The sequence below is a fragment of the Paracoccus aminovorans genome (assembly GCF_001546115.1).
In the GTDB taxonomy this organism is placed as follows: domain Bacteria; phylum Pseudomonadota; class Alphaproteobacteria; order Rhodobacterales; family Rhodobacteraceae; genus Paracoccus; species Paracoccus aminovorans_B.
Map to the genome: position 1 here is coordinate 161,075 of NZ_KQ955210.1, position 25,188 is coordinate 186,262.

Sequence of the window (25,188 nt, forward strand, 5' to 3'; positions counted from 1 at the left end):
ATGCCCGACACGATGATGGCGGCCCCGGTCGCCTTGCCGATGCAGCTGCGGCGCGCACCGATCCTGCCCGCAACCGTCAATTCCGAGGCGCGCTCCGTCGACGTCGTCTTCACCTCCGGCGCGGCTGTCCGGCGGCGGCGCTGGACCGGCTGGGACACCTCCGTGCCCTTCGACGAGATCCTCGAGGTCAGCGACCGCGCGGTGGATCTGACGCGCCTCAATGCCGGGGCCCCTGCGCTCGACAGCCATTCGGTCTGGTCCTCGCATTCGCAGGTGGGCGTGGTCGAACGCGCCTGGATCGAGGGCAAGGAGGGCAAGGCCACCATCCGTTTCCCGCGCGAGGGCCTGGACCAGGCCGCCGACCGCATGTTCGGCCTGATCAGCGACGGGATCATCCGGAACGTCTCGGTCGGCTATTCCATCGAGCGTGTGAAAGTGGTCGAGCCCGCCGCCAAGGGCGAGGTCGAGCAGCGCATTGTCGAACGCTGGACGCCGCTCGAGGTCAGCTTCGTGACCGTTCCCGCCGATCCCCGCGCGCAGGTCCGCGCCGCGGATCAGGCCAGCTATCCCGTCGAGATCGTCGACACCCGCATGCAAAAGGAGGCATCCATGCCTGAGAGCACGACCACCGTGGCCGGGGATGTCCCCGCCATGACCGAGACCCGCCAGCAGCCCGTCGCGGCCCCGGCACAGCCCGAACAGACGGCCGCGCGTATGCCGGAACCGGCTGCCGCACCCGACAGCGAGGCCATCGCCACCCGCGCCCGCGAGGCCGAGCGTGATCGCGTCTCCACCATCTACGATCTGACCGGTCGTCTGAACCTCGAGCGCAGCTTCGCCGAGGATCTGGTCAAGCGCGGCGTCAGTGTTGACGAGTCCCGCCGCCTGATCCTCGACCAGGTGGCGGCGAAGTCGGACGAGACCCGGACCTTCCCGCACGTTTCCATCCCCCTCGGCGGCCGGGACGAGCGCATCACCCGCCGCGACGCGGTGGCGAACGCGCTGCTGCACCGCTACAGCCCGACGCTGTTCCCGCTGGAAGACGCCGCGCGCCAGTACCGCGGCATGACGCTGCTGGAACTGGCCCGCGAAAGCCTCGGCAATGCCGGGGTCAACACGCGCGGCCTGTCGCGCGACGAGGTGGCGACCCGCGCGCTGCATTCGACCTCGGACTTCCCCGAGATCCTCTCGGCCGTCACCAACAAGACCCTGCGGCAGGCCTATGACGCCTATCCCCGGACCTTCGCGCTCTTCTGCCGCCAGGTGCTGGCGACCGACTTCAAATCGATGCACCGGGTCCAGCTGGGCGAGGCCCCGCAGCTTCTGGAGGTCGGCGAAAGCGGCGAGTTCAAGCGCGGGACGCTGGGCGAGAGCAAGGAAAGCTACAAGGTCAAGACCTATGGCCGGGTCGTGGCCATCACCCGGCAGGTGCTGATCAACGACGATCTGGATGCCTTCACCCGGATCCCCGCGATGTACGGCAACTCCATCGCCCAGCTGGAAAGCGACGTGGTCTGGGGCATCATCACCGCGAACCCGGCGATGGCCGACGGCAACGCGCTCTTCCACACGACGCACAAGAACCTCGCCGCAACGGGCGCGGCGCTGGACGTGGCGAGCGTCGGGGCGGCGCGGGCGGCGATGGCGCTGCAGACCGGGCTCGACAAGAAGACGGTGCTGAACATCCGGCCCGCCTTCCTGATCGTGCCCGCCGCGCTGGAACTGAAGGCCGAGCAACTGGTCGCCCAGAACCTCGTCCCGGCCGACAGTGCCAAGGTGGTGCCCCAGTCGATCCGGACGCTGTCCCCGATCAGCGAACCGCGCCTCGATGCCGCCAGCGCCACCTCCTGGTATCTGGCGGCCTCGCCCAACCAGATCGACACCATCGAATACGCCTATCTGGAAGGCCAGCAGGGCGCCTACATCGAGACCCGCAACGGCTTCGACGTCGACGGCGTCGAGATCAAGTGCCGCCTCGATTTCGGCGCCAAGGCCATCGACTGGCGCGGCCTCTACAAGAACCCCGGCGCATAACCGCCACCCCATGCTGAACCCTGACATGCGGGCGGTCCAATCGGGCCGCCCTTCGTCATTCCACAAGGATCCTCCCCATGAAAACCTACGTCCAGCCCGGCAACACCATCACCCTGACCGCGCCCTACGCCGTCGCCGCGGGCGATGGCCTGCTCGTCGGCTCCATCTTCGGCGTGGCCTCCGGCACCGCCGCCATTGGCGAAAGTGTCGAGGCCGCGCTTGTCGGCGTCTACGAGCTGAAGAAGCTCGGCTCGCAGGCGTGGGCCGTCGGCGAGCGCATCTATTGGGACAACACCGCCCGCCAGACCACCAAGGTCACCACCTCGAACACCCTGATCGGCGTGGCGACCGAAGTGGTGGCGGGCGGCGCGGGTGATGTAGTCGGCCGGGTGCGGCTGAACGGGGCGTTCTGATGAGCGCCTTCGCCGCTGCCGTCGGCGTACTCTTCGCCGATCCGAACGTCGGCCGGGATGCGGTCTACATCGCCGATGGCGGCGCGCCGGTCCTGGTGCGCGTCGTGGCGCGGCGCGCCGATGCGTCGACCTCCTTCGGCGACGCGCGGCTCTGGTCGGAGACTACGCGCGTCGATCTGCGCGTGGCCGAGGTGCCAGCGCCGCGGCCCGGCGACCGCATCGAGATCGACGGCGACGCCTTCCTCATCCAAGGCGAGCCCGTCCGTGATCGTGAACGGCTGGTCTGGACCATCGACCTGCGCCCGGCATGACCGCGATGAAGCTGAAGCTCGACATCGATCCCGACATCGTCGCGATGATGGCGGCTGAGGTTTCGGCGGGCGAGCGCGCCGTGTCGGCCGCGATCCGCGAGGCCGGGACCGGGCTGAAGGCCGCCTGGCGGCTGCAGATCACTGGTGCGGGGCTTGGGGCCCGGCTCGCCCGCACCATCCGGTCGGAGCAGTTCCCCAAGGTCACGCCCAGCCTCAACGCGGCAGCCGTGGTCTGGTCCAACGCCCCGGTCATCGTCGGCGCGCACGACACCGGCCCGCTGATCCGCTCGAAAAATGGCTTTTGGCTGGCGATCCCCACGCCCGCCGCAGGCAAGTCCTTGCGTGGCGGTCGGAACACGCCCGGCGAATGGGAACGGCGCACTGGCCTGCGCCTGCGCTTCATCTATCGCCGCAGGGGGCCGAGCCTGCTGGTGGCCGAGGGGCGGCTGAACACCAAGGGCCGCGCCGTCGCGTCACGGTCAAGGACCGGCCGGGGCCTCGTGACAGCACCGATCTTCCTGCTGGTGCCGCAGGTCAAGCTGCCGAAGCGGCTGGATCTGGCGCGGGACGCGGCGCGGGCGCATCATGCGGTGCCGGGGTTGATCGTCGCGAACTGGGTGGAGGGAACGTCTTGTGACGAAGTAAACCCGCTCAGGGACGCAGGACTACAATAGCAACTTGACCCCCGATGCCAGCAGCAGCGCGGCCAGGATGCCTCGCAGCCAGCGGTCCGAGAGGTATCGGCTTCCGACGAACGCGCCAACTGTGCCCCCAACCGCGACTGCCGCAAGCCACAAGGGCAGCGATGCGGGGATCTGATCCCAATAGGCGTAGGCACCGATCAGGGCGGCCGCAGAATTCATCAGATTGTAGAGCGCTGTCGTTGCGGCCGTCTGATGCGCCGTGCCCCATCTCATCGCAAAAATGACTGGCGCGAGAAAAACACCGCCACCGGTCCCTGTCGTTCCCGATACGAAGCCTATCAGCGCCCCTGTCGCCAGAGCAGCCAGGAATGGCGGCGTCCTGGGAGGTGCGACGTTTCCTGCGGATCTTTTCATCACTGATCGTGCCATCTGCAACGCGGAAAGCACCAGGATCGCACCGACGATAGGGTAGTACACCCCTTCCGCCAACTGGATCGACCCACCAAGCATCGAGAACGGGAAGCCCAGAACGGCAAATGGATAGATGTGGCGCCATGACAATCGGCCGGACTTCATGAACCACGCCGTGCCGATTGCGGCCACCATGAGATTCAGGGCGAGCGCGGTCGTTTTCATGGCCAACGGCGCGACTCCGAATAGTGCCATGATCGCGATATAGCCGGACGCTCCTGCCTGTCCTACGGCGGCGTAGATCACGGCAATTACGAGAAAGACGCCGGCAAGCCAGAATACTTCGGTGTCCAATACTCTCTGCGCCTCCACGGCAAAGCATGACTCGGCCACGGCCGCACGTGCCCGAAAATCGGACGAAGGTTCGTGCGCCTTCCGATCAACTATCGCAATTGGCTCGAGCAATGCCCACCCCCCGCGAAACCATCCTCGCCGCGCTGCACGCGCGGCTTTCGACGTTGCCCGCCGCCGCCCTGCGCGGTGACGTGCTGCCAGAGCGCGTGCCAACCGCAGGCCTCCTGATCCTGCGCGACGGCGAGCCGGGGGAACCCGAGGTGACGCTGTCGCCGCTGCGCTACCACTATCAGCACCGCGCCGAGATCGAGGCGGTCGTGCAAGGTGCCACCCGTGACGCTACCTTCGACATCCTCTGCGCCAGCATCGGCGCGGCGATTGCAGCCGACCGCACGCTGGGAGGCCTCTGCGATTGGGTCGAGGCAGAAGCGCCGCGTCCGGTCGATCTGCCGGTCGAGGGTGCCGCCAGCCTGAAGGCAGCGGTGATCCCGGTCATCCTGCACTATTCCACGGCCGATTCGCTGGCCTGACCCCGAATAACGAAAGGAGACTACGATGGCACGAGCCCATGGGGCGCGGGCGCAGATGGCGCTTGCGTTCGAATCTGTCTATGGCACCGCGCCCGCTTCGGGCTACCGCACGGTGCCCTTCGCCAGCACCACGCTTGGGTCCGAACAGCCGCTGATCGCCTCGGAACTGCTGGGCCAGGGGCGCGATCCGCTGGCCCCGATCAAGGATGCGGTCACCGCCGATGGGGATGTGGTGGTGCCGATCGACGTCGAGAACTTCGGCCTCTGGCTTAAGGCGGCCTTCGGACAGCCGACGACCACCGGCACGACGCCCAAGACCCACACCTTCCAGTCTGGCAACTGGACGCTGCCGTCGATGGCCATCGAGACAGCGATGCCCGAAGTGCCGCGTTACGCGATGTACACCGGCTGTGTCTGCGATCAGCTGTCCTGGCAGATGGCGCGGTCGGGGCTGTTGACCGCCACGGCCCGGCTGGTGGCGCAAGGTGAAAGCGTCGCGGCGGCCACGGCCGCAGGCACGCCCACCTCGCTGGCGCTGCAGCGGTTCGGGCATTTCAACGGGGCGATCACCCGCAATGGATCGCCGCTCGGCAATGTCATCTCGGCCGAGGTGACCTATTCCAATGGCCTCGACCGCATCGAGACCATCCGCTCGGACGGGCGCATCGAGGGGGCCGACCCCGGCATGGCCGCGCTGACGGGCCGGGTGGAAGTGCGCTTTGCCGACACCACGCTGATCACGCAGGCCATCGACGGCACGCCGTGCGAGTTGGTCTTCGCCTGGAGCCTCGGGGCCAACGCCAGCTTCACCTTCACGGCGCATGCCGTCTACCTGCCGCGGCCGCGCATCGAGATCCCGGGCCCGCAGGGCATCCAGGCAACCTTCGACTGGCAGGCGGCCCGCGCCACCAGTCCCGCCCGGATGTGCACCGCCGTCCTCGTCAACACCGTCGCAACCTATTGAGAAGGCACGCCATGCTGACCCTCGACCTCACGAACGCGCCGCAGTGGTGTGACCTCATTCCCGGCGTGCGTGTGAAGCTCCGCCCGCTGACCACGGCCCTGATGGTCTCGGCGCGGGGCGATCCCGCGATTGCCGACCTGCCTGAGGGCGCTGCGACCGAGGAAGCCGCGCTCGCCATGGCCAAGGCGCTGGCCCGGCGCGCGATCCTCGCATGGGAGGGGATCGGCGATGCCGATGGCAGTCCCATCGATCCGGGCCCCGAGGCCATCGACGCGCTCCTCGACCTCTGGCCTGCCTTCGAGGCGTTCCAGACAACTTACGTCGCCAAGGCCCTCCTGCTGGACGCGGAAAAAAACGCCTCTGCGCCCTTGCCGACTGGTCCTTCGGCGGGGGCGAAGGCTACTGCGCGGCCTGTGCTGGACCCTGTCCCGACTGCCCCGCACGGCTGAACCGGCCGCTAACGCTCGAAGGCGCGCAGGTCTGGGACCTGGCGCAGCGCCTTGGCGGCCAGATGCGCGTCATCCCCGGCGCTGTGATCGGTTGGGACATGGGTGCGGCGCTGGCCCTGGGCGCGGCCCTCGGCATTTCCCCGCCTGCCATCGCCGAACTGCTGCCCGCCTTCGAGGCGGTGATGGTCCGCCGCGTCAACGAACAGATCGCGGCCAGCCGCGACTGACCCTATCCCAACCGGAGCCCCGATCCCATGGCCGAGAAACGCGTCTCCGTCCGGCTCGCCGCCGTTGGCGGTCGCCAGGTGCGCGCCGAGCTGGAAGGTGTCGGTGAGGCCGGGGCCCGTGGCTTCGGCCGCCTGTCACGCGAGATGGAACTGGCGAACACCCGACTTGCGGCCTTCGCGCGTCGCGCGGGCCTCGCACTCGGGGCCGCCGCTGCCGCCGCCACGGCCTCGCTCGGGCTGATCGTCCGGTCGACGGCCGAGAGCGCCGCGCAAGTCCGACAGTTCGCGCAGGTCGCCAACACGACGCCCGAGGCCCTGCAGCGCTGGTCGGCCGGGGCGCGGACGGTGGGTATCGAGCAGGAGAAGCTGGCCGACATCCTGAAGGACGTGAACGACCGGGTCGGGGATTTCCTGCAGACCGGCGGCGGGCCGATGGCGGATTTCTTCGAGAATGTCGCGCCGCGCGTGGGCGTCACGGCTGACCAGTTCGCGAGGCTTTCCGGTCCCGAGGCGCTGCAACTCTACGTCGACACGCTGGAACGCGCGGGACTCAGCCAGCAGGAGATGACCTTCTATCTCGAGGCCATGGCCTCGGACGCCACGCGGCTGATCCCCCTCCTGCGCAATGGTGGGGCGGAGATGACGCGGCTTGGCGACCAAGCCTCCGACCTTGGGGCGGTTCTGGACAGCGATGCGCTGGAAGCCCTGCGCCGCACGCAGCTGGCGCTGGGCACCGTATCGCTGGTCTTCGACGGGTTGCGCAACCGCATCGCCGTCGCCGTGGCCCCGACCATCGAGGCGCTCGCCAATGCCTTCGTTGCGCTGGCCTCGGACGGCGGCATCCTGCGCTCGGCCATCGACGGGCTGATCGGCAATCTCGGGCGTCTCGCCTCTTATGCCGCGACTTTCGCCGCCGTCATGGCCGGGCGCTGGGTGGCGGGCTTGGCCGCCGCCGCCCTCTCCGTACGCGGGCTCGCAACGGCGCTCGTGTTCCTGCGCGGTGCCCTCATCCGCACCGGCATCGGGGCGTTGATCGTCGGCGCGGGCGAGCTGGTCTACCAGTTCTCGCAGCTTGTCACCCGTGTCGGCGGCGTGGGCGAGGCCTTCCGCCTGCTCGGCGATCTGGCCCGCGAGGTCTGGTCCCGTATCGGGCTGTCGCTGGACGCTGCCCTCGCGCGGATGGCGGCCGGGTGGGAGGGGCTGAAGGCGGCCGGTCTCTCGGCCCTCGAGGGCACCATCGCAGGCGTCGTCAGCTTCGGCGACCGGACGGCCGCGATCTTCCAAGGGGCCTATGATGCGGCCGTGGCGATCTGGGGCAGCCTGCCCGGTGCCATCGGCGATTTCGCCTTCCAGGCCGCAAACGGGCTGATCTCGGGCGTCGAGGCGATGCTGAACGGCGTCGTCACGCGCATCAACAGCTTCATCGAGACCCTGAATGCCGCGCTGGCCCTCCTGCCGGAATGGGCCACTGGCGAAGGTGGGGTGCGGATTGGAACGCTCGATCCGGTGGAACTCGGCCGCATCGGCAATCCGTTCGAGGGCGCCGCGACCGCAGCCGGTGCCGCGGCCGCGGATGCCTTCTCGGCTGCGCTGGCACGCACCTATCTGGAACCGCCCGATCTTGGCCTCGGCGCGATGGCCGAGGATGCCCTCGCTCGGGCCGATGGGTTCCGCGAAGCGGCAGGCATGCTCGCCGATGCTGCCGGTCGGCCGCTGGCCAGCTGGCAGGCGTTGAAGGATGCCGTGACCGGCACAGGGAAGGAAGCCGAGGCCGCACTCGCCGATGCGGCCGCGTCGGCCGATGCTCTCACGGCCGGGCTGAATGACACGGCCACCGCCGCCGATAGCGCGGGCGGTGCCGCGCACGACGCTGGGGCCGCTGCAGCCGAAGGCGCGGACACCGCCCTGATCGGCTGGCAGGCCGTCACCGCGGCGCTCGCCGACTACGCCGCGAAGGCTCGCAACATTGGCGGCGATATCGGCAGCGCGCTGGTCGGGGCGTTTCAGAGCGCCGAGAACGCCATCGGCGACTTCGTGAAGACCGGCAAACTCGACTTCCGAGATCTGGTCACATCGATGATCGCCGATCTCGCCAAGCTCGCCGCCCGGCGTTTCATCCTTGGCCCCATCGCCAACGCCCTTTCCGGCGCGCTGGGCGGGGCAGGCGGGATTTTCGCAAACATCCTGCATGCAGGCGGGATGGTCGGCGGCCCGAGCCCCGGCCGGATGGTCCCGGCCCTGGCATTCGCGGGCGCGTCTCGGATGCACACCGGCGGTTGGGCCGGACTGCGCCCCGATGAAGTGCCCGCGATCCTGCAACGCGGGGAGCGGGTTCTCTCCCGGCGCGAAGCAGCAAGCTACGGCCAGGCGGGCGCGCCCACCGTCAACGTCACGATCAACGCCCGCGACGCCGAGAGTTTCCGCCAGTCCCGGACGCAGGTCGCCAGCGACATCGCCCGAGCCGTGTCCCTCGGGCAGAGGGGGATGTGATGGCCTTCCACGAGGTCCGGTTTCCGGACAACATCAGCCGCGGCGCACGCGGTGGCCCCGAGCGGCGCACCCAGATCGTCGAGCTCGCCTCGGGCGCCGAGGAACGCAACGCCAGCTGGGCCAACAGCCGCCGCCGCTATGACGTCGCCTATGGCATTCGCCGCGCTGATGATCTGGCGGCGGTCGTCGCCTTCTTCGAGGCCCGCAACGGCCGCCTGCACGGCTTCCGCTTCAAGGACTGGGCCGATTTCAAGTCCTGCCTGCCGTCGCAGACGCCGGGGCCGACCAACCAGCCGATTGGCACCGGCAACGGATCGGCCACCCTGTTTCAACTGACCAAGCGCTACACTTCCGGCGCGCAGTCCTGGACGCGCTCGATCACCAAGCCGGTGGCCGGGACCGTCACCCTAGCCCTGAACGGCACGCCGCAGGCCTCCGGCTGGTCGGTTTCCACTGCGACGGGCCTCGTCACCTTCACCACCGCCCCGGCCGCAGGCGTCGCGATCACCGCAGGTTTCGAATTCGACGTCCCCGTCCGCTTCGACACTGACGCCCTCGACGTCACGCTCGATCTCGAACGTCTCGGATCGATCACCACGATCCCCCTCATCGAACTCCGCCTCTGAAGGACCGATCCCATGTCCGAACCCACGACCGTGCGCATGGGCGCACTGGCCGCCTACCTGAGCCTTGCCCTCGCGCTGTCGGCGCAGGGCGGGGCCGCGATCTGGTGGGCGGGCACGCAGAACACCCGCATGACGTCGCTCGAGGCGCGGGTGGCCGAACTGCTCTCCACCTCGCCGCTCTACCACCGGCAGATCGTCGAAGCCGACCGCCGCATCGCCGTCATCGACGAGCGGATCGCAAACATCCTCGCCCGGATCGAGGCGCTGACCGCCGCGCTCGAACGCCGCCACGACGTCCCCTGATTTCCCAAAAGGACCACCGCCATGCAGACCACCGACCGGGGGCTTCTGGCCCTGATCCGGCACGAAGGCGTCGTGCCCGGACCCTATCTCGACGTGAGGGACGTCTGGACCTTTGGCATCGGCCACACCGCTGCTGCCGGGCCGCCCGATCCGGCGCGCATGCCACGCGGGATGCCCGCCGACACGCAAGCCGGGATCAGCGAGGCGTTTCGGCTCTTTCGCACCGACCTCGCGACCTACGAGGCCGAAGTGCTGCGCGCGGTGAAGGTGCCGCTGGAACCGCACGAGTTCGATGCGCTGGTCTCCTTCCACTACAACACGGGTGGCATCGCCAAGGCTGCGCTGACACGTCACCTGAACGCAGGCAACCGCGCGGCGGCCGCAGCGGCCTTCATGGGCTGGCTCAAGCCCGCCGCCATTCGGTCCCGGCGCGAGGCGGAACGCGATCTCTTCGCGAAAGGTATCTACCCGACCGGCACCGTCCCGGTCTGGGCCGTCGACCGCAACGGCAGGGTGGATTTCTCGCGGCCGATCAGGCGGCTGACCGAGGCCGAGGCGCTGGCCTTGCTGCGCCCGAGCGGCACGCCAATGCCGCCTCCCACCCATCCCGCCACCGCGCCCAGCTGGTGGCAGCGCCTCGCCAGCCTCTTCACCGGAAAGGAAACGACATGAACTGGACCTTTGCCCGCGGCCTCGTCTATCTCGCCTGCCTTATCGCCTCCGGCCTCGCGATGGCGGGGCTGGCGGATTTCGACCTGGCGACCGGAACCTTCGACCTCAGGCCCTTCAACCTCTATGCCCTGACCGGCGCGGCAGGCGGGGTCGTCTCCTCGGCGCTGGCCTCGATCGCGCTCTGGCGCGGCTGGGGGCGGAAGTGAAGTCGCTCCCGCCAGCACTGCAGGCCCATCTCGACGAAGGCACCACGACGCTCGCCTGGTGCTGGCGGATCACCCGGGCGGACGGCGTGACCTTCGGCTTCACCGATCACGACCGGACGCTGTCGTTCGACGGGACCGAGTTCGAACCGGAAAGCGGGCTGACGGCGTCCGAAGTCCGGTCGGGGTCGGATCTGTCCGTGGATGCGCAGGATGCCCAAGGGGTGCTGTCGTCGGACCGGATCACCGAGACCGACATCCTCGACGGCCGGTGGGACAATGCGGCAGTCGAGGTCTGGCGCGTGAACTGGTCGGCCCCGGCGCAGCGCGTGCTCCTGCGCCGCGGCGCCATCGGTCAGATCCGGCGCGGGCGGCTCGCCTTCGTCGCCGAGGTCAGGTCGCTGGCGCACATCCTTGGCCAGACCGTCGGACGAACGTTCCAGGCCAGCTGCGACGCCGCGCTGGGTGATGCACGCTGCGGCGTGAACCTTGAGGCCCCGGCCTTCAAGGGCATCGGCGCGGTGATCGATGCGCTGCGCGACCGAGCCTTTACAGCCTCCGGCCTCGGCAGTTTCGCGGCGGGGTGGTTCGCCTTCGGTCTCGTCGAATGGTCGACTGGGGCGAATGCCGGGCGACGGGTCGAGGTGCTGTCGCATGATCTCGTCGACGGTCTGGCGATCCTCACCCTGCTGGAAGCCCCGGTGCGGCCGATCATGGCGACGGATGCTTTTGTGGTCCGGGCGGGCTGCGACAAGCGGATCGCGACCTGCGGGACGAAGTTCGCCAATGTCGCCAACTTTCGCGGCTTCCCCCACATCCCAGGTCAAGACGCGGTCCTGCGCTACGCTAGCAAGGACGGCGGCCACGAGGGAGCTGTGCTGTGAAGGCCGCCGATCCGACCCGCGTCATCGCCGCTGCCCGATCCTGGCTTGGCACGCCCTATCACGACCAGGCGAGCTTGCGCGGGGTCGGCTGCGACTGCCTCGGCCTCGCGCGCGGTGTCTGGCGCGACGTGGTCGGGCCGGAGCCCTTCCCGATCCCGCCCTACAGCCGGGATTGGGGCGAGACCGGTCCGCGCGAGGTTCTGGCGGATGGAGCGCGGGCGATGATGCCGGAGATCGCACCGGCAGATGCCCCACCCGGCGCGCTGGTCCTGTTCCGCATGATGCCCCGCGCTATCGCCAAGCATGTCGGCATCCTGACCGGACCGGGCACCTTCCTTCACGCCTATGAGCGACTAGGCGTGATCGAGGAACCGCTGACGCCCACATGGCGACGCCGCATCGCCTTCGCCTTCCTCTTCCCCGCTCGCTGAGATTTTCCCATGGCCACGCTTGTCCTCGGCGCTGTCGGTTCCGCCATCGGCGGGGCGTTCGGTGGCGCGATCCTCGGTTTTTCCGGAGCCGCCATCGGCGGTTTCATCGGCTCGACCATCGGTTCGGTCGTCGATAGCTGGATCGTGTCCTCGCTGGCGCCCGCGCAGAAGATCGAGGGCCAGCGCCTCGACAGCTTGCGGATCACCTCGGCCACGGAAGGCGCGATCATCCCGCGCCTTTACGGCCGCATGCGCATTGGCGGCAACATCATCTGGGCCACGGATTTCCGCGAGGAGACCAAGACCACGACACAGGGCGGCGGCAAGGGCGGCGGCGGTGGCCGGGTCCAGACGACGGAATACCTCTACTACGCCTCCTTCGCGGTCGCCTTGTGCGAAGGCCCGATCACCGGCATCGGCCGCATCTGGGCGGACGGCAAGCCGCTCGACATGACCGGGATCACCTGGCGCTGGTATCCCGGCGACGAAGCGCAAGCTGCGGACCCCTTCATCGCGGCCAAAATGGGGGTGACCAATACCCCAGCCTATCGCGGGACAGCCTATGTGGTCTTCGAGGAACTGGCGCTCTCGAACTACGGCAATCGACTGCCGCAGCTTTCGTTCGAGGTCTTCCGGCCGCTCGCGGATCCCGACACGGCCGAGGGGCTGGTCAAAGCCGTGACCATGATCCCGGCCTCGGGCGAGTTCACCTATGCTACCGAAGCGGTCCGCAAGACAGTCGGGGCCACGACCACCATCTTTGGCCAGACGACAGGCGGCACCACCTCGGCCGAGAACCTGAACGCGCTGCCCGATGAGGCCGATATCGTCGTGGCCCTCGACCGTTTGCAGGCCATGGCCCCGGCCGTCGAGAGTGTCAGCCTCGTCGTCGCCTGGTTCGGCAATGACCTGCGCGCGGGCAATTGCTCGATCAAACCGGGCGTCGAGGTGGCGACGAAGGTCACCAGCCCAAAGGTGTGGACGGTCAACGGCGTGGCACGGGCCGCCGCCCATCTCGTCAGCCGCGATGCCGAGGATCGGCCCGTCTATGGCGGCACACCTGCGGATTTCGCGGTGGTGCAGGCGATCCGCGAGATGAAGGCGCGCGGCCTGCGCGTCACCTTCTATCCCTTCCTGCTGATGGACGTGCCACCCGGCAACACGCTGCCGAACCCCTACAGCGCGAATGCCGCGACGCCGGGCCAGCCGAGTTTCCCGTGGCGGGGCCGGATCACCTGTTCCCCGGCGTCGGGCTATGCCGGAACTGCGGACAAGACAGCAGCCGCCGCAACACAGGTCTCCAGCTTCTTCGGTACAGCCACCCTGGCGCAGTTCGCAGTATCGGGCGACAACGTGAACTGGACCGGCCCCGCGGGTGACTGGGGCCTGAGGCGCATGATCCTGCATTACGCCCATCTCTGCACGGTGGCGGGAGGTGTCGATGCCTTCCTGATCGGGACCGAGATGCGGGGACTGTCGACGATCCGGTCCAGCGGCAGCGCCTATCCGGCCGTGACGGCGTTCAAGGCGCTGGCGGCGGATGTAAAGTCAGTCCTCGGCGCGGGCACCAAGGTCGGCTATGCTTCCGACTGGTCCGAGTATTTCGGCCACCAGCCCGGCGATGGAACAGGGGACGTGTTCTTCCACCTCGACCCGCTCTGGTCGGACGCGAACATCGACTTCATCGGCATCGACAACTACATGCCGCTCTCCGACTGGCGCGACGGGTTCGACCATGCCGACGCCCTCGAGGGCTGGCCCGGCATCCATGACCGGGCCTACCTGCAGGCCAACATTGCCGGGGGCGAGGGCTTCGACTGGTTCTATGCCAGTGCGGCCGACAGGTCGGCGCAACTGCGCACGCCCATCACCGACGGCGCTGCAGGCAAGTCCTGGGTCTTCCGCTACAAGGATCTCCGCGCCTGGTGGTCGAACCCGCATTTCAACCGACCGGGCGGGATCGAGAGCGGCACGCCGACGGCATGGGTGCCGCAGTCAAAGCCCGTCTGGTTCACCGAGCTTGGATGCCCCGCCATCGACCGAGGCACGAACCAGCCGAACGTGTTCTTCGACCCGAAGTCCTCCGAGAGCTTCACGCCTTACTTCTCGCGCGGCTGGCGCGACGACGCCATCCAGCGTGCCTACCTCGAGGCCAGTTACCTCTGGTGGGGCACCTCAGCGAACAATCCGGTTTCGGCCATCTACGGCGACCGGATGGTGCATGTGCCGGAATGCGCCGCCTGGACCTGGGATGCGCGGCCCTATCCCTTCTTCCCCGAACTGACGGGCATCTGGACGGACGGCCCCAACTGGCGGCTCGGTCACTGGCTGACAGGTCGGCTGGGCGCGGTGTCGCTCGCCGCGCTCGTGCGCCACCTCTGCATGCGCGCCGGTCTTGCGGAAAGCCTGATCGACGTTTCCGGCCTCTGGGGCGCGGTCGAGGGCTATGTCATCGGCGCGCTGGAAAGCCCGCGCGCGTCGATTTCTACTTTGGCCCGCCACTTCGGCTTCGATGCCATCGAGACCGAGGGCGTGATCCGCTTCGTCATGCGCGGCCGGGCATCCAGCCTGACCCTATCGGTCGACGATCTGGCCTCCAGCCGCGAGGGTGAGGTGCTGGAACTGACGCGGGGCCAGGAAACCGAGCTGCCGCAGGCGCTGAAATGGCAACTAGCCCGGGCCGACGAGGACTACGACGCCGCGCTGGTCGAGGCGCGACGCATCACCGTCGATACGGCGCGGATCACATCGGAGAGTTTCCCGATGGCCGTTCCGCCGGAAGAGGCGGAACGCCGCTGCCGCCGCGCTCTGCTCGAAGCCTGGACTGGGCGCGAGAGCGCAATCTTCCGCCTTCCGCCCTCGCGGCTGGCGCTCGATCCCGCCGACGTGATCCGGCTCGCCCATGACGGGCGGGAGATCGAGTTCCGTCTCGTCTCCGTCGCGGATGCCGAGGCACGCGGAGTGGAAGCGATCCGCCAGGACCGCGCGACCTATGATCTGCCGCCCGGCGATCCGCGTGCGGCCTCGCTGACGCGCCCGGTCGTGTTCGGAGCGCCCGACGCGATAGTGATGGACCTGCCGCAACTGACCGAGGATCAGCCGGCGCATCGTCCCTTCGTCGCAGCCCATGCCGTTCCATGGCCCGGCGAGATGGCGGTGTTCCGCAGCGGCTCGTCCGATGGCTTCGAGCTGCTGACCACCTTCGGCGGTCGGGCGCGGATCGGCGTCCTGGTTTCGGATTTCTGGTCGGGGCCGACCTCACGCTTCGATCTCGGCAACGTGCTGGTGGTCGATCTGCTTTCGGGCACGCTGGAGAGCGTCACGGATCTGGCGCTGTTCAGCGGCGCCAATGCACTCGCCATCGAGAGCGCACCAGGCATCTGGGAAATCGTGCAGGCGGGTGCGGCCGAGTTGCTGGCGCCCGGTCGGTATCGTCTGACCCGGCTCTTGCGCGGGCAGCGCGGAACCGAGGGTGCGATGGGCAATCCGGCGCCCGCTGGTGCGCGGGTGGTCGTGCTGGACGAGAGCCTTGCCTCGCTGCCGGTCGCCGAGGCCGATCTCGGGCTTCCCTGGAACTGGCGCATCGGCCCGGCAAGCCGTCCGGTCAGCGACGAGACCTATGTTGCCACGAGCTTCACGCCCGAGGGCGTGGGGCGCCGGCCGTTCTCGGTCGCCCATGTCGAGCAGCCATGGCGAAAGCCACGCACACCGGGTGATCTCACGATCCGCTGGACCCGCCGTTCGCGATCCCTCTCGGCGGACAACTGGGGCACCGGCGAGGTGCCGCTCTCCGAGGAGGTCGAAGCCTATGAGGTCGAGATCCTCGACGGCCCGGCCGTCAAGCGAACCTTGGCCGCCGCCAGCACCAGCGTAGTCTACGCCGCCACCCAGCAGTCCGCCGACTGGGGCGCACCGCTCGGACCCGGCCAGACGCTGGCAATCCGCATCTTCCAGCTCTCCGCCCTGATCGGGCGGGGCGCAGCGAAAACCGTGACCCTCAGCTTCTGAAGGCTTTCCCCATGTCCGACACGACGACCCATCTCCTGCTGCCCTACATCCTGACGGCGCAGGCCCAGAAGCATGTCACCCACAATGAGGCCCTGCGGCTGCTCGACGGGCTCGTCCAGCTCTCCGTTCTCGACCGGAACCTGAACAGCCCGCCAGGCAGCCCCGCCGATGGCGACCGCTACATCGTCGGCTCCGGCGCCACCGGCGACTGGGCGGGCTGGGATCTGAGCGTGGCGCTCTGGACGGACGGCGCCTGGCTGCGCCTGCCGCCCCGGACCGGCTGGCGGGTGTGGGTCGAGGACGAGGACCTGTTGCTGGTCTACAACGGGTCTGGCTGGGCCGGGACAACCCCGGCATCGCTGCAGAACCTCGCGCTCCTTGGGCTGGGGACGACGGCGGATGTGTCGAACCCATTCTCGGCCAAGCTGAATGCGGCGCTCTGGACGGCGAAGACCGTGGCCGAGGGTGGGACCGGCGATCTCTTCTACACGATGAACAAGGAGGCTGCGGGCGACGATCTCGGGCTGACGCTGCAGACCGGCTTCGTGACCAAGGCGCTGGTCGGCCTCTTCGGTTCAGACAAGTTCCGCCTCGCGGTTTCGGCTGATGGCAGCAGCTTCTTCGACGGGCTGATCGTCGACAACGCCACCGGCATCGTCGATCAGCCCCGGCTGCCGCGCTTCAAGGGCTATACCAACTACGACAACTATGTCGCCGTCGACAGTTGGACGAAGATCGGCATCAATAACACCGACTATAACGATCAGGATGCCTTCGATGCCGGCAACAACCGCTTCGTCGCCCCGGTCGATGGCACCTACCTCTTCGGCGCCACGCTGCTCTACAAGGTCAATTCCAGCACCAATGCCCGGATGCGCGGGCGACTGGTGCTGAACGGATCGACCGAAATCCGGGGATCGCGGGGCGAGATTTCCGGGGCCCATGCCTCCGAGGCGACGGCGCTCTGGCTGCAGACCATGGTGCTGCTCGCACAGGGCGACACCGTCGAGCTGCAGGGCACCTTCCGCGCGGCGGATGGGTATTTCGCCGCCGATCACTCCTCGTTCTGGGGCGCAAAGATCGGCTGAGGGAGGCATGCTATTACACTTCAATGACCCAAGGATGACTTCGTCCGCATGCCAGAGCACGGGATCGTCCGAATGTCGGTATGTCTCCGTCCAGTTCCATTATGTGGACACACATGCCGAGGGGATCAGCGAGAAAACCGAGCAAAGGGCGTTGTTGCAGTCGAATCAAAGAACTGGGCCTCGTGGTCATTCCAGACCACCGTGTGTTGCGATTGCTGACAGCCGCAACTCGTTTGCGCTGACTCCACATACAGCGCGCGGGCGCGCCGCTCCTTCAACCGGCACCCAGTATCCGGCTAGTGGCGGCGCGCCCGTCAAACATCGCAGATAGCCACCTATGGGATACCTGCGTGGTCGGCGATATGTCCGCCGACCGTGGTGGGCTCCGAGCGGGTTCGCCGCCATCCCCACCGCCGCACTTGATCCGGCCCACCGTCCGGCGTCTCCTGCGGTCCCCGCGCTTATCGGGTCCGGGTCCCCATCATCTGCTGCCAGCCCGTCAATCGGGGCTATTGGTTTCCACCGGTGTGATCTCAGTAATTGTCTTAAACTCGCCGAAGAATTCTGGATGGTTCTGCGCGAGATACCGCACCACACGAGCGTTCCCGAGGAGCCTGCCGACATATCCTTTGATCACGGTCAAATGCAGGTGATCCTGACCGTATGTGTCCTGGATCGAAGCGATGCCCTCCTGCAGCCGGGCCAGTTCCTGTTCCATCCGCGCCATGGCTTCTGGTGTGATGCCCTTGACCTTCTTCGGCTTCGACGACTCGAGCAATTGCGATTGCGGTGTTCCCGCCAGGATCGCATTTACATAGGCTACGGAATAGTTGTTCGCGTTCACGAGCAGTTCTGCGGTCTCAATCTGGCGCATGGTCTTCATCTTGCGCAGCGCCTCGAAGACGGCAGCCGTGCAGGGTTTATCCTTCAGGATCGCCACCGCCTCCTCGCAGACCCCGTCCAGAAGATGAACTTTTCGCCGAATGCTACTGAGATTGAGAGCGAGCGCGGCCGCGATCTTCTCTTCCGGGACGCCGCGCTCGATTGCCTTGCGGATCATCTTGTGTTCCTGGACCGGGGCGAGGCGGCTGACTTGCCTGTTGTAGGTGAACGCCTCATCGTCGGTGGAAACCAGACATTCCACCTCCTGAACGCCTTGGTCCTTCAATACCTCGATCCGCATATGCCCGTCGAGCAGCAGCCATGTGGCGGATCGATCCGGGTTTCGCGCCACGACCGGTGGCTCGACGAGACCTATCTCGACAATGGAAGCAAGGATCTGTCGATACTTCCGACTTGATTTGGCGGATTTGCCCAGCGTGCGCAGAGGGAGGATCGCCTCGATGGCAATGGTGACGCAGTCGTCCTCGAAGCCGCGATCAACGTCATGCGGGTGCTGGCTCGAATCGCGGATCAAGTCGGCCTCCCATCCGTGACAGCCTTGGCGAGGTCGCCCGGCATCGTCTCGAGTCCTTCGGCTCGCAGAAGCGTCATGAAATGCTCGTCCGTGCGGAGTTTCCGAAACGCCTCGCGCACGAACATCAGTCGGCCCTGCGTCAGTTCGGCCTTCTTGATCAGCAGCTTCTGACGGGTCGCTTCCTGCTGATAGGCCCGCACCAGCCCTTCGCTGGTCAGCGCCCGCTTCGCCCCATCGCGGCGGCCAAAGGGATTGTGGCGTAGCTGCGGCCCGCGCTGTTCACGCTGCTGGATCAGCCGACGGACGAGTGTCAGCTTCCGGCCCCGCAGCTTGTTCTGCGTGTAGGCGTCCATCAGCGCCTTCTGCGCGCCCTTCGCGTCCGTCTTGGATATCTGGATAGCGAGGTTCAGCGGAAGAACCCCGGTCTCCACGGCCGAGACCAGGCGTTCTTAGCCCTTCTCCAACAGGCCGGCGATCATGTTTACGTATTCCGTGGACACGCCAATCTTCTCGCCGATCTGGCGGTCGTTGTAGCCGCGCTGGCGGAGCGCGCCGATCTCGCGCATCAGATCGATGGGGTTGTGCTGCCGCCGCGCGCAGTTCTCGACGAGGCTCATCACAAGGCAATCGCTTTCGTCGGCCTCGATCACAATGGCCGGGATGCGGTCCTGCTTCAGTTCGATGAAGGCCTCGAGGCGGCCCTGTCCACAGACGAGGTCATATTCCTGCGGATCGGTCCCGGCGCGCGGCGCCACGGTGATCGGGCGCTTCAGGCCGATGCGCGCGATGTTCTCCACCATCGCCTCGAAGGTGCGACCGTTGCGGATGCGGGGATTAAGAACCCGGATCCGTTCGGTTGGGATCAGGGTCACCTGCTTCTGGCTGATCGGCTCCATGTCGTCGGGCATCACGCCACCTCCGCGATCCTGGCCCGCGAGGCGAGCGCGTAGAAGAAATCGAGCGTGTCGAACCGGTACGCATCGAGCGCGAGCCCGTTCTGCTCGGCGAATTTCAGTTTCCCGAAGGTGATGTCGATGCTGGGCAGCACGTAGTAGTCGCGCGGCGCCGCGTTCGCCTCGTCCATGCGCACGGCGATCGTGATGTCGGGAACCAGGCCGGTGTCGAGACGGATGCGCCAGCGCAGTGATCCGGTCGCTGTGGCTGTGCAGCGAGCCAGCACGATGGACACCGTGAACTCGCCGTTGACGCGCACCAGGTCGGTGTCGGGGTCCTGCACGGCTGACCCGCCGCGCCGGGCGACGCCAGCGATGATTTCGGCCACCACTTGTGGATGGGCCTGCCGCAGCGCCCGGTTGACCTCGATGTAGCTGTAGTCCCGGTCGGGCTCATAGCCGATCAGTCGGTACGCGCGCAGCAGGCTGCCGAAGCGGCCGCGATAGGCGCTGGAGGACGGCACGTCGTCCTCCTCGTCAATGATCAGCCCCGAAAGCATCCCTTGGCGCTTCAGAATCGCGCGCAGGGCATCCAGCAGCTCCTCGTCCGAGAAATGGCGGCTGCGCGCATCGACGATTTCCCGAGCGCGCAGGAACAGAGCCTCATCGACGATGGCCGGATAAGCGCCCTCGGCGCGGATCCACATCTCGCGCGGGTTCACCACCCGGCGCTGTTTCAGCTTGAAGGAGATCTTGTTGAAGACGTTGTTGCCGATGTATTTCTCGTTGGTCAGCACCTGATGGACCGTCGCCCGCGTCCATGGCCGGTCGAGATCGGTGCGCAGTCCATCGGCGTTCAGGGCATCCACTATCTCGCGCTCGGATCGGCCGTCCTCGACGAACATGCGATACATGCGCCGGACGACATCCTGTTCGTGCTCGGGACCGAGGACGAGAATGACCCTGTCGGTCTGAAGGCTTTTCTGCTCGCCGCGCGACAGTTCACCCTTGGGATTGCCGTGCTCGTCGATCAGCACCCGGCGCAATCCGTATCCGGGCGCGCCGCCCTGGCGAAAACCGAGTTCGACGAGGCGGCACTGGCCCGCGAAAACCTTGACCGAGAGTTCGCGGCTGTATTCGCCAGCCATGACCCGCTTCACGGTTTTCAGCAGGTTCGAGCCGATGCTGCCGTCATTCTCGAACTGCTCGCCGCAGTAGTGGACGCGGATCCCGGCGCGCGAGCAGACATGCTCATGGTAGGCGCCTTCGTCGGCATCCTGAAACCGGCCCCAGCGGCTGACGTCATAGACGAGGATCGCCTTGAAGTCGGCTTGCCCGGATTCGACCTCTCCCATCAAGCTCTGTAGTGCCTCGCGGCCGTCGAGGCGTAGCCCGCTCCGACCGGAATCCTCGAAGATGCGCAGGATTTCAAGACCGCGATCCGATGCATATTTGCGGATGACGTCGAGCTGGTTCTCGGTCGAGTATTTCTGGTGATCCGTCGACATTCGGACATAAGCGACCGCGGGCACATCCACCTCGGGCGCCCCGTCGCTCCTGTCCGAATTGGTCGTCCATCGACCGCCCAAGCGCGCATCTCCTCGTCATTCCAAGCAAATTCCTCCAGTCCGCGCAAAGCTGCGGCTGAATCCCCGTGTCCATGTAACGCGAGGGAGGCCGGAATGTCGTTTCCGAAAAAGGGCAAGTTCTTTCCAAACGAAAAAAGGCATACTGGGAACGGTCAGCACGAGCCGGACAACTGGTTCGCGGCTGAGATCGCATCGACCTTGAAGCGATCACTCGGAGACAGTCGGGCGGGGGCAAAGATCGTCGCCTCCTGGACCGGCGCCAATGAGAAGACGGTGAAGAACTGGTTCGCTGGCAGATACGGCCCGAGCGGAGAGCATTTGGTCGCTCCGGCGCGACACTCCGACGAGGTGCTGGGGATGTTCCTCGCAATGGCGGGGCGGGAGGAACTGATGATGGCCGTGAAACTCGCGGCAGCGGAACAGGCGATCGAGGAGCTACTGGCGACGGTCCGTCGGCTGACAGTCAACGATGAACCCGACGACACCGAAGGATCGCCTGACGAGGCTGATTTTACCGTCCGCCGATAATGCGCAGGATTTCGCGGCGCTCCCGTGCTATCTGATATGGCACGAGACAGAGAGTTGTGTGCCTGATCAGCCCCTCCGCGGGTTTGACCCAAACAGCACCAGCGGCCATCGCGCACAGCGAAAACCGCCGTTTTTCCCCCTGCCATGTTGTTCAGCGCTCAAGCTTTCAGGCCTGCTGAAAAACAACTTCGCTTTGTGCATGGCGAACCGGGGGAACGACGGCCCGAGCGCACGGCGGATATCGTGACAATATCCGCCGCTCGGCTCTGGTCAGACCCGCGGCGCCGGCTCATCCTTGATGAACTGATTCAGCACGTTCTTGGTCATCTTCGAGACATTGTTATCGTAATCATTCCAGGACAGGCTGCCCAGCCAGGAAATGGACGATGTCGCGAACATGCCGCCACCATTTGCGGTCGAGAAGTAGGTGATGTCGGCGCGGACGAAAGGATGTTCGCCACCATTCATCCCCGGATGCGGAAATGCCTTGTCATCGGGGATGACCGTATAGACGACGCTATGCTCGACCGAGCTTGCAAGCAGTAAGGTATTCGGCGGCGTGCCCAGAGCAAGATCGTAGCGATCCAACTCATATCCACCGGCACCACCTCCGACGAGGCCGCCATCGCCGATCCGCTCTTCAGGATCGATCCCCTCCATGATCCAGGCGACGCGCTCGTCCTGGCTGTCGGGCATCTGAACGAAATAACCCGAATGATCGAAACCGAAACTGCTCATTCCGGTGCCCCAGATCTTCTGGGTCGCGCGGGCGCGTCCACGGAAACGACCGCCGCGCCGTCCATTGGTGCTGTAGTGATATTCGCCGGGCGGCGCTTCCCAAGCGGTCACGCCCAGTTCCTTGCGGACCTCCATGACCCAGGGCTTTTCCGGATGAACTTCCACAATCCAGTACATCCCGTTCGCGGCCAGATACATGCCGCGCCCGCCGTCGGCCAGATAATCCTCCCACGCATCGGCATTGGCCCAAGTCTGATATTCGGGATGCGAGCCGGTCAGCACAACCTTATAGCGGCGCAGCAATTCCGCGCCCTGATCGTTCAGATCATGTTCCGTGGCGACGTCGTACTCGAAACCGTTATGGTTCAGCCAGTCGATCAAGTGTAGATCGGCGGGAAGCTCCCAGATCGAGCCGAAACCCTGACGATGTTTCGGGCGAAGGTTCATGATCGGGCGCCGCCATGAGGTGTATTGCACGCCGCGACCGTCGATATGACCATCATAGGTTGACAGCCCGTAATAGCTCAGGTTCTTGTGCAACTCGACGTCGTTTTCGTTCAGAACCGGCGTATGGCCGGCGACGGCCTGTCCGATATCCGCCTTGTGCATGATCTGCTCATTGGCATAGGCGAGATAGCTCAGCGTGCTGGCAATGACGAGGATCGGCGCCGTGGCGGTTCCGCGCGGCGGAAGAACGAAGAACGGAATGTAATCCTCGGTGTCCTCGTAACGGATCTTCACCGCGTAGAAATCGCTTTTCAGGCCCTCTGGAACGGTGAACTCGAAATCCTTTTCCCAGCGGCAGTCGTCCAGGCAGTCCTCGTGAAACCAGAGCGCGCCATACTGCTCGGGGCAGTGGATGAAGTTCTCCTCATGCCCGTCCCAGTTCCACCCGGTCGAGCCGCGATCGGGCTGATTCATGCAGCGGCCGTGATGCCCATTCCCCGAGGCATCGACGACGTGATCGGTGGGAATCCCGTTCAGCCCGATCCCAGCAGAAAAATCCCAATGGGCAAGGCGGGAAATAGGCCTCACGATCTCGCCCCTGGACAGCTTTTCCGCATCGTCTTGGCCCAGCGCGCAGCCATAGATCTTGGGGGCATCGACCTTGCCGTTGTAATGGGCGATGCACCAGGTCCGGCCGTCCTGCGCGGCTGCCTCGCCGAGCCCGGCAATCAGCAGCGAGGTTTCGGAATCGGCAGCCTTTACAGTGGCATCGGCAGAGACGGCACAATCCGAATCGAGCGGGACGACAAGCCCGAAGCGGCTGTTTGTCCGGTTCACGACGGATTTCTGATACAGCCGAAGCTGTTTCTTTTCGGGATCATAAACACCGGTGATCGAATACCAGATCTGCTGAAACAGCGGGCGATCACTGACGACACTGGAGGTCGCACCGCTGCCGTCGCCAATCGTAAACACGACGCGGCCGTCCTCGATCGCGAGGTTCCACCCCGACTGGCGCTCGTCGTTCCATCGCGACGCAATCCCCTGACGGCCACGGCTCGGCGTTGTGGACCAGAGGAACAGATGAACGGAAAACGCACCATCGGGCTGCAACCCGGCGTCGGGATCCGCGACCTCGACATAGCTTCCGAACTGGGTGCGCTGAAAGCGGGCGGGATACTGCCCTTCCAGATCGGATTTGATCGCTTCCTCCTTGTAACCCGGACCCGCCGGATTGCTGTCGCCATGGATCAGCCGGACCAGCTCGGCATCGAATGTCCCCCTGGTTTCGTTGGCGCTGACGTAAAAGCGGATCGTTTCTCCAGTGGCGACGCTGGGGCGGTCACAATATCCGCGAATGGCAATGTCTTTCATGTCTTCCCCCTGTGTGAATTCGTGCTGAGAAATGACTATGCAAGCTCTGCGCGCACATCTTCGATGCGGCGCAGGAACACGGCGTGCATGGCCTCTTCTTCGGTCTTGAATCGCTCATCACCCAACTCCGGCAGCTCGCCGAACTCCCTGATCGTGGCGATCCGATAGGCGTCCCATTCCCTTTCGGAATAGATGTAGTATTTTCCGAAGGTCGGTTGCATGCGGAAATAGTTGTGCACTCGCTGAAGATAGGGGCTGGGGTGCTTCCTGTAGCCGAACGGGTTCGCGGCATGCTCCTCGACGATTTCGGGGTGTTCATCAATGATGTCAATGATCTCCTTTCGCCGCCGCTCGTCATAGAACGCGTACCAGTCGGCGCTCCTGTCACGATAGTTCGACGGATCCCGGACGCAGGATTCGCTGGCTTCAGTCATCTTCTCCTCCCTTTTTGTGGCATTGTGCCGAATTGAAATGTGCGACAAGGTAATCTAGGTTGATCAGGCCGGAGCTCGCGGCGAGATATGCAAGCTCGATCCGGTTTCTGGCGAAGGTTTTTTCTAGTATATTTTCGATATGCCGATCGACGGTCCGTGCAGATATTGTCAGAATGTCCGCAATCTGGGTGCGCGTCATGCCGATAGCAGAGAGTGAGCAGACCTCGGCCTGCCTGATGGTCAATCCGAAGGGTAGGGACGCGGGGACGTGGCTTACAAGCCAGCCGCCATGGCAGATCTTGAAATCGACGCGATGCACGATCTCTCCGCATAGGCACCAGCAGGTGCTGGGCAGACGCGCGCCGATGACATGCAGGCTGTCGATGTTGCCGTATTTTCTGACGGCAATGTTGGACAATTCATGTATCCTGCCGAAGATACATGCCTCATGCCTGTGGGGGCGCTGAGTGTTTCCCTTGTCGTCGATGAAGAGGGAGCAGGCATGTTCCTCCAGCCCTTCGATCAGCGATTTCGGTGTTTCCCAGTTGTCGACCAGCGCAGACAGCACGGGCGAAATGTCATCAATGATCCTCAGGAACCCGACAGATGGCTGGCCGGGATCTTCGCTGCTGGTATGCAGATTGCCGACATATCTGTTTGATCGGCTCTTCAGATAGCTGGTCGACCCCCCCTTGTAGCCAGCCGGGTTCCAGAAATTGCGCGCGG

Annotated in this window: 26 protein-coding genes; 18 read left to right on the forward strand and 8 right to left on the reverse strand. The window is 65.9% G+C overall.

Annotated features, from left to right (window positions below; translation table 11 throughout):
* From ASV56_RS18575 to ASV56_RS18590, 4 genes are all read left to right on the forward strand, one after another.
* Positions 1–2,034, forward strand: coding sequence for a prohead protease/major capsid protein fusion protein (locus ASV56_RS18575; protein ID WP_229825683.1), 2,034 nt, complete (start codon positions 1–3; stop codon positions 2,032–2,034).
* A 77-nt stretch (positions 2,035–2,111) separates the two neighbouring features.
* A complete protein-coding gene (locus ASV56_RS18580) occupies positions 2,112–2,447 on the forward strand; it encodes a DUF2190 family protein (RefSeq protein WP_062563492.1) in 336 nt (111 codons plus the stop codon).
* Positions 2,447–2,758 (forward strand): head-tail joining protein, encoded by a 312-nt coding sequence (locus ASV56_RS18585; protein ID WP_062563493.1) that lies wholly within the window; start codon positions 2,447–2,449, stop codon positions 2,756–2,758. The genes ASV56_RS18580 and ASV56_RS18585 overlap by 1 nt, the downstream gene beginning before the upstream one ends.
* A gap of 5 nt (positions 2,759–2,763) precedes the next feature.
* A complete protein-coding gene (locus ASV56_RS18590) occupies positions 2,764–3,432 on the forward strand; it encodes a DUF6441 family protein (RefSeq protein ID WP_062563494.1) in 669 nt (222 codons plus the stop codon).
* Here the strand turns inward: ASV56_RS18590 and ASV56_RS18595 are convergent.
* Positions 3,424–4,278 carry a sulfite exporter TauE/SafE family protein gene (locus ASV56_RS18595; protein WP_253880163.1) on the reverse strand — a complete coding sequence of 285 codons (855 nt, stop codon included), beginning with the start codon at positions 4,276–4,278 and terminating at the stop codon, positions 3,424–3,426. The genes ASV56_RS18590 and ASV56_RS18595 overlap by 9 nt on opposite strands.
* Between ASV56_RS18595 and ASV56_RS18600 the strand changes: the two genes are divergently transcribed.
* From ASV56_RS18600 to ASV56_RS18655, 13 genes are all read left to right on the forward strand, one after another.
* Positions 4,278–4,697, forward strand: a complete 420-nt coding sequence (locus ASV56_RS18600; RefSeq protein WP_062563495.1) for a hypothetical protein — start codon at positions 4,278–4,280, stop codon at positions 4,695–4,697. The genes ASV56_RS18595 and ASV56_RS18600 overlap by 1 nt on opposite strands.
* 25 nt (positions 4,698–4,722) lie before the next feature.
* Entirely contained in the window at positions 4,723–5,661 is a 939-nt protein-coding gene (locus ASV56_RS18605; protein WP_062563496.1) for a phage tail tube protein, read from the forward strand.
* A gap of 11 nt (positions 5,662–5,672) precedes the next feature.
* Positions 5,673–6,110 carry a hypothetical protein gene (locus ASV56_RS18610; protein WP_062563497.1) on the forward strand — a complete coding sequence of 146 codons (438 nt, stop codon included), beginning with the start codon at positions 5,673–5,675 and terminating at the stop codon, positions 6,108–6,110.
* 62 nt (positions 6,111–6,172) lie between these two features.
* Positions 6,173–6,337 (forward strand): DUF7697 family protein, encoded by a 165-nt coding sequence (locus tag ASV56_RS24045; RefSeq protein WP_170848957.1) that lies wholly within the window; start codon positions 6,173–6,175, stop codon positions 6,335–6,337.
* A gap of 27 nt (positions 6,338–6,364) precedes the next feature.
* Positions 6,365–8,827, forward strand: a complete 2,463-nt coding sequence (locus tag ASV56_RS18615) for a phage tail tape measure C-terminal domain-containing protein (protein ID WP_062563498.1) — start codon at positions 6,365–6,367, stop codon at positions 8,825–8,827.
* Positions 8,827–9,453: a DUF2460 domain-containing protein gene (locus tag ASV56_RS18620; protein ID WP_062563499.1), complete on the forward strand. Its 627-nt coding sequence runs from the start codon at positions 8,827–8,829 to the stop codon at positions 9,451–9,453. Before ASV56_RS18615 ends, ASV56_RS18620 begins: the two co-directional genes overlap by 1 nt.
* Positions 9,454–9,465: 12 nt before the next feature.
* Positions 9,466–9,756, forward strand: a complete 291-nt coding sequence (locus tag ASV56_RS18625; protein WP_062563500.1) for a hypothetical protein — start codon at positions 9,466–9,468, stop codon at positions 9,754–9,756.
* A 21-nt stretch (positions 9,757–9,777) separates the two neighbouring features.
* Complete coding sequence (locus tag ASV56_RS18630; protein ID WP_062563501.1) at positions 9,778–10,428, forward strand: lysozyme; 651 nt, start codon at positions 9,778–9,780, stop codon at positions 10,426–10,428.
* Entirely contained in the window at positions 10,425–10,634 is a 210-nt protein-coding gene (locus ASV56_RS18635; protein WP_062563502.1) for a hypothetical protein, read from the forward strand. Before ASV56_RS18630 ends, ASV56_RS18635 begins: the two co-directional genes overlap by 4 nt.
* Positions 10,631–11,515 carry a DUF2163 domain-containing protein gene (locus ASV56_RS18640; protein ID WP_062563503.1) on the forward strand — a complete coding sequence of 295 codons (885 nt, stop codon included), beginning with the start codon at positions 10,631–10,633 and terminating at the stop codon, positions 11,513–11,515. Before ASV56_RS18635 ends, ASV56_RS18640 begins: the two co-directional genes overlap by 4 nt.
* Complete coding sequence (locus tag ASV56_RS18645; protein WP_062563504.1) at positions 11,512–11,946, forward strand: NlpC/P60 family protein; 435 nt, start codon at positions 11,512–11,514, stop codon at positions 11,944–11,946. Before ASV56_RS18640 ends, ASV56_RS18645 begins: the two co-directional genes overlap by 4 nt.
* A gap of 9 nt (positions 11,947–11,955) precedes the next feature.
* On the forward strand, positions 11,956–15,954 hold the full coding sequence (locus ASV56_RS18650; protein WP_062563505.1) for a baseplate multidomain protein megatron: 3,999 nt from the start codon (positions 11,956–11,958) through the stop codon (positions 15,952–15,954).
* Between the two features lie 11 nt (positions 15,955–15,965).
* On the forward strand, positions 15,966–17,042 hold the full coding sequence (locus tag ASV56_RS18655; RefSeq protein ID WP_062563506.1) for a DUF2793 domain-containing protein: 1,077 nt from the start codon (positions 15,966–15,968) through the stop codon (positions 17,040–17,042).
* Between the two features lie 499 nt (positions 17,043–17,541).
* Here the strand turns inward: ASV56_RS18655 and ASV56_RS18660 are convergent, their stop codons facing one another.
* From ASV56_RS18660 to ASV56_RS18670, 4 genes are read right to left on the reverse strand one after another with little or no spacing between them, the layout of a single operon-like run.
* Positions 17,542–18,459 carry a plasmid partitioning protein RepB C-terminal domain-containing protein gene (locus tag ASV56_RS18660; protein ID WP_062563507.1) on the reverse strand — a complete coding sequence of 306 codons (918 nt, stop codon included), beginning with the start codon at positions 18,457–18,459 and terminating at the stop codon, positions 17,542–17,544.
* Complete coding sequence (locus ASV56_RS25070; protein ID WP_263567934.1) at positions 18,456–18,902, reverse strand: plasmid partitioning protein RepB C-terminal domain-containing protein; 447 nt, start codon at positions 18,900–18,902, stop codon at positions 18,456–18,458. Before ASV56_RS25070 ends, ASV56_RS18660 begins: the two co-directional genes overlap by 4 nt.
* Before the next feature lie 6 nt (positions 18,903–18,908).
* Positions 18,909–19,355 carry a ParB N-terminal domain-containing protein gene (locus tag ASV56_RS25075; protein WP_253880165.1) on the reverse strand — a complete coding sequence of 149 codons (447 nt, stop codon included), beginning with the start codon at positions 19,353–19,355 and terminating at the stop codon, positions 18,909–18,911.
* Positions 19,356–19,366: 11 nt separating this feature from the next.
* Positions 19,367–20,884, reverse strand: a complete 1,518-nt coding sequence (locus ASV56_RS18670; protein WP_062563782.1) for a recombinase family protein — start codon at positions 20,882–20,884, stop codon at positions 19,367–19,369.
* A gap of 150 nt (positions 20,885–21,034) precedes the next feature.
* Between ASV56_RS18670 and ASV56_RS18675 the strand changes: the two genes are divergently transcribed.
* Positions 21,035–21,469: a hypothetical protein gene (locus tag ASV56_RS18675; RefSeq protein WP_062563508.1), complete on the forward strand. Its 435-nt coding sequence runs from the start codon at positions 21,035–21,037 to the stop codon at positions 21,467–21,469.
* Positions 21,470–21,739: 270 nt separating this feature from the next.
* On the opposite strand, the gene ASV56_RS18680 is transcribed toward ASV56_RS18675, so the two are convergent.
* The 3 genes from ASV56_RS18680 to ASV56_RS18690 all read right to left on the reverse strand — a co-directional run.
* Positions 21,740–24,028, reverse strand: a complete 2,289-nt coding sequence (locus ASV56_RS18680) for a N,N-dimethylformamidase beta subunit family domain-containing protein (protein ID WP_062563509.1) — start codon at positions 24,026–24,028, stop codon at positions 21,740–21,742.
* 35 nt (positions 24,029–24,063) lie between these two features.
* Entirely contained in the window at positions 24,064–24,462 is a 399-nt protein-coding gene (gene dmfA1, locus ASV56_RS18685) for a N,N-dimethylformamidase subunit alpha (protein WP_062563510.1), read from the reverse strand.
* Positions 24,455–25,188 (reverse strand): helix-turn-helix transcriptional regulator (locus ASV56_RS18690; protein WP_216635418.1); only part of this gene is annotated, 734 nt, incomplete at its 5' end. The genes dmfA1 and ASV56_RS18690, both read right to left, overlap by 8 nt.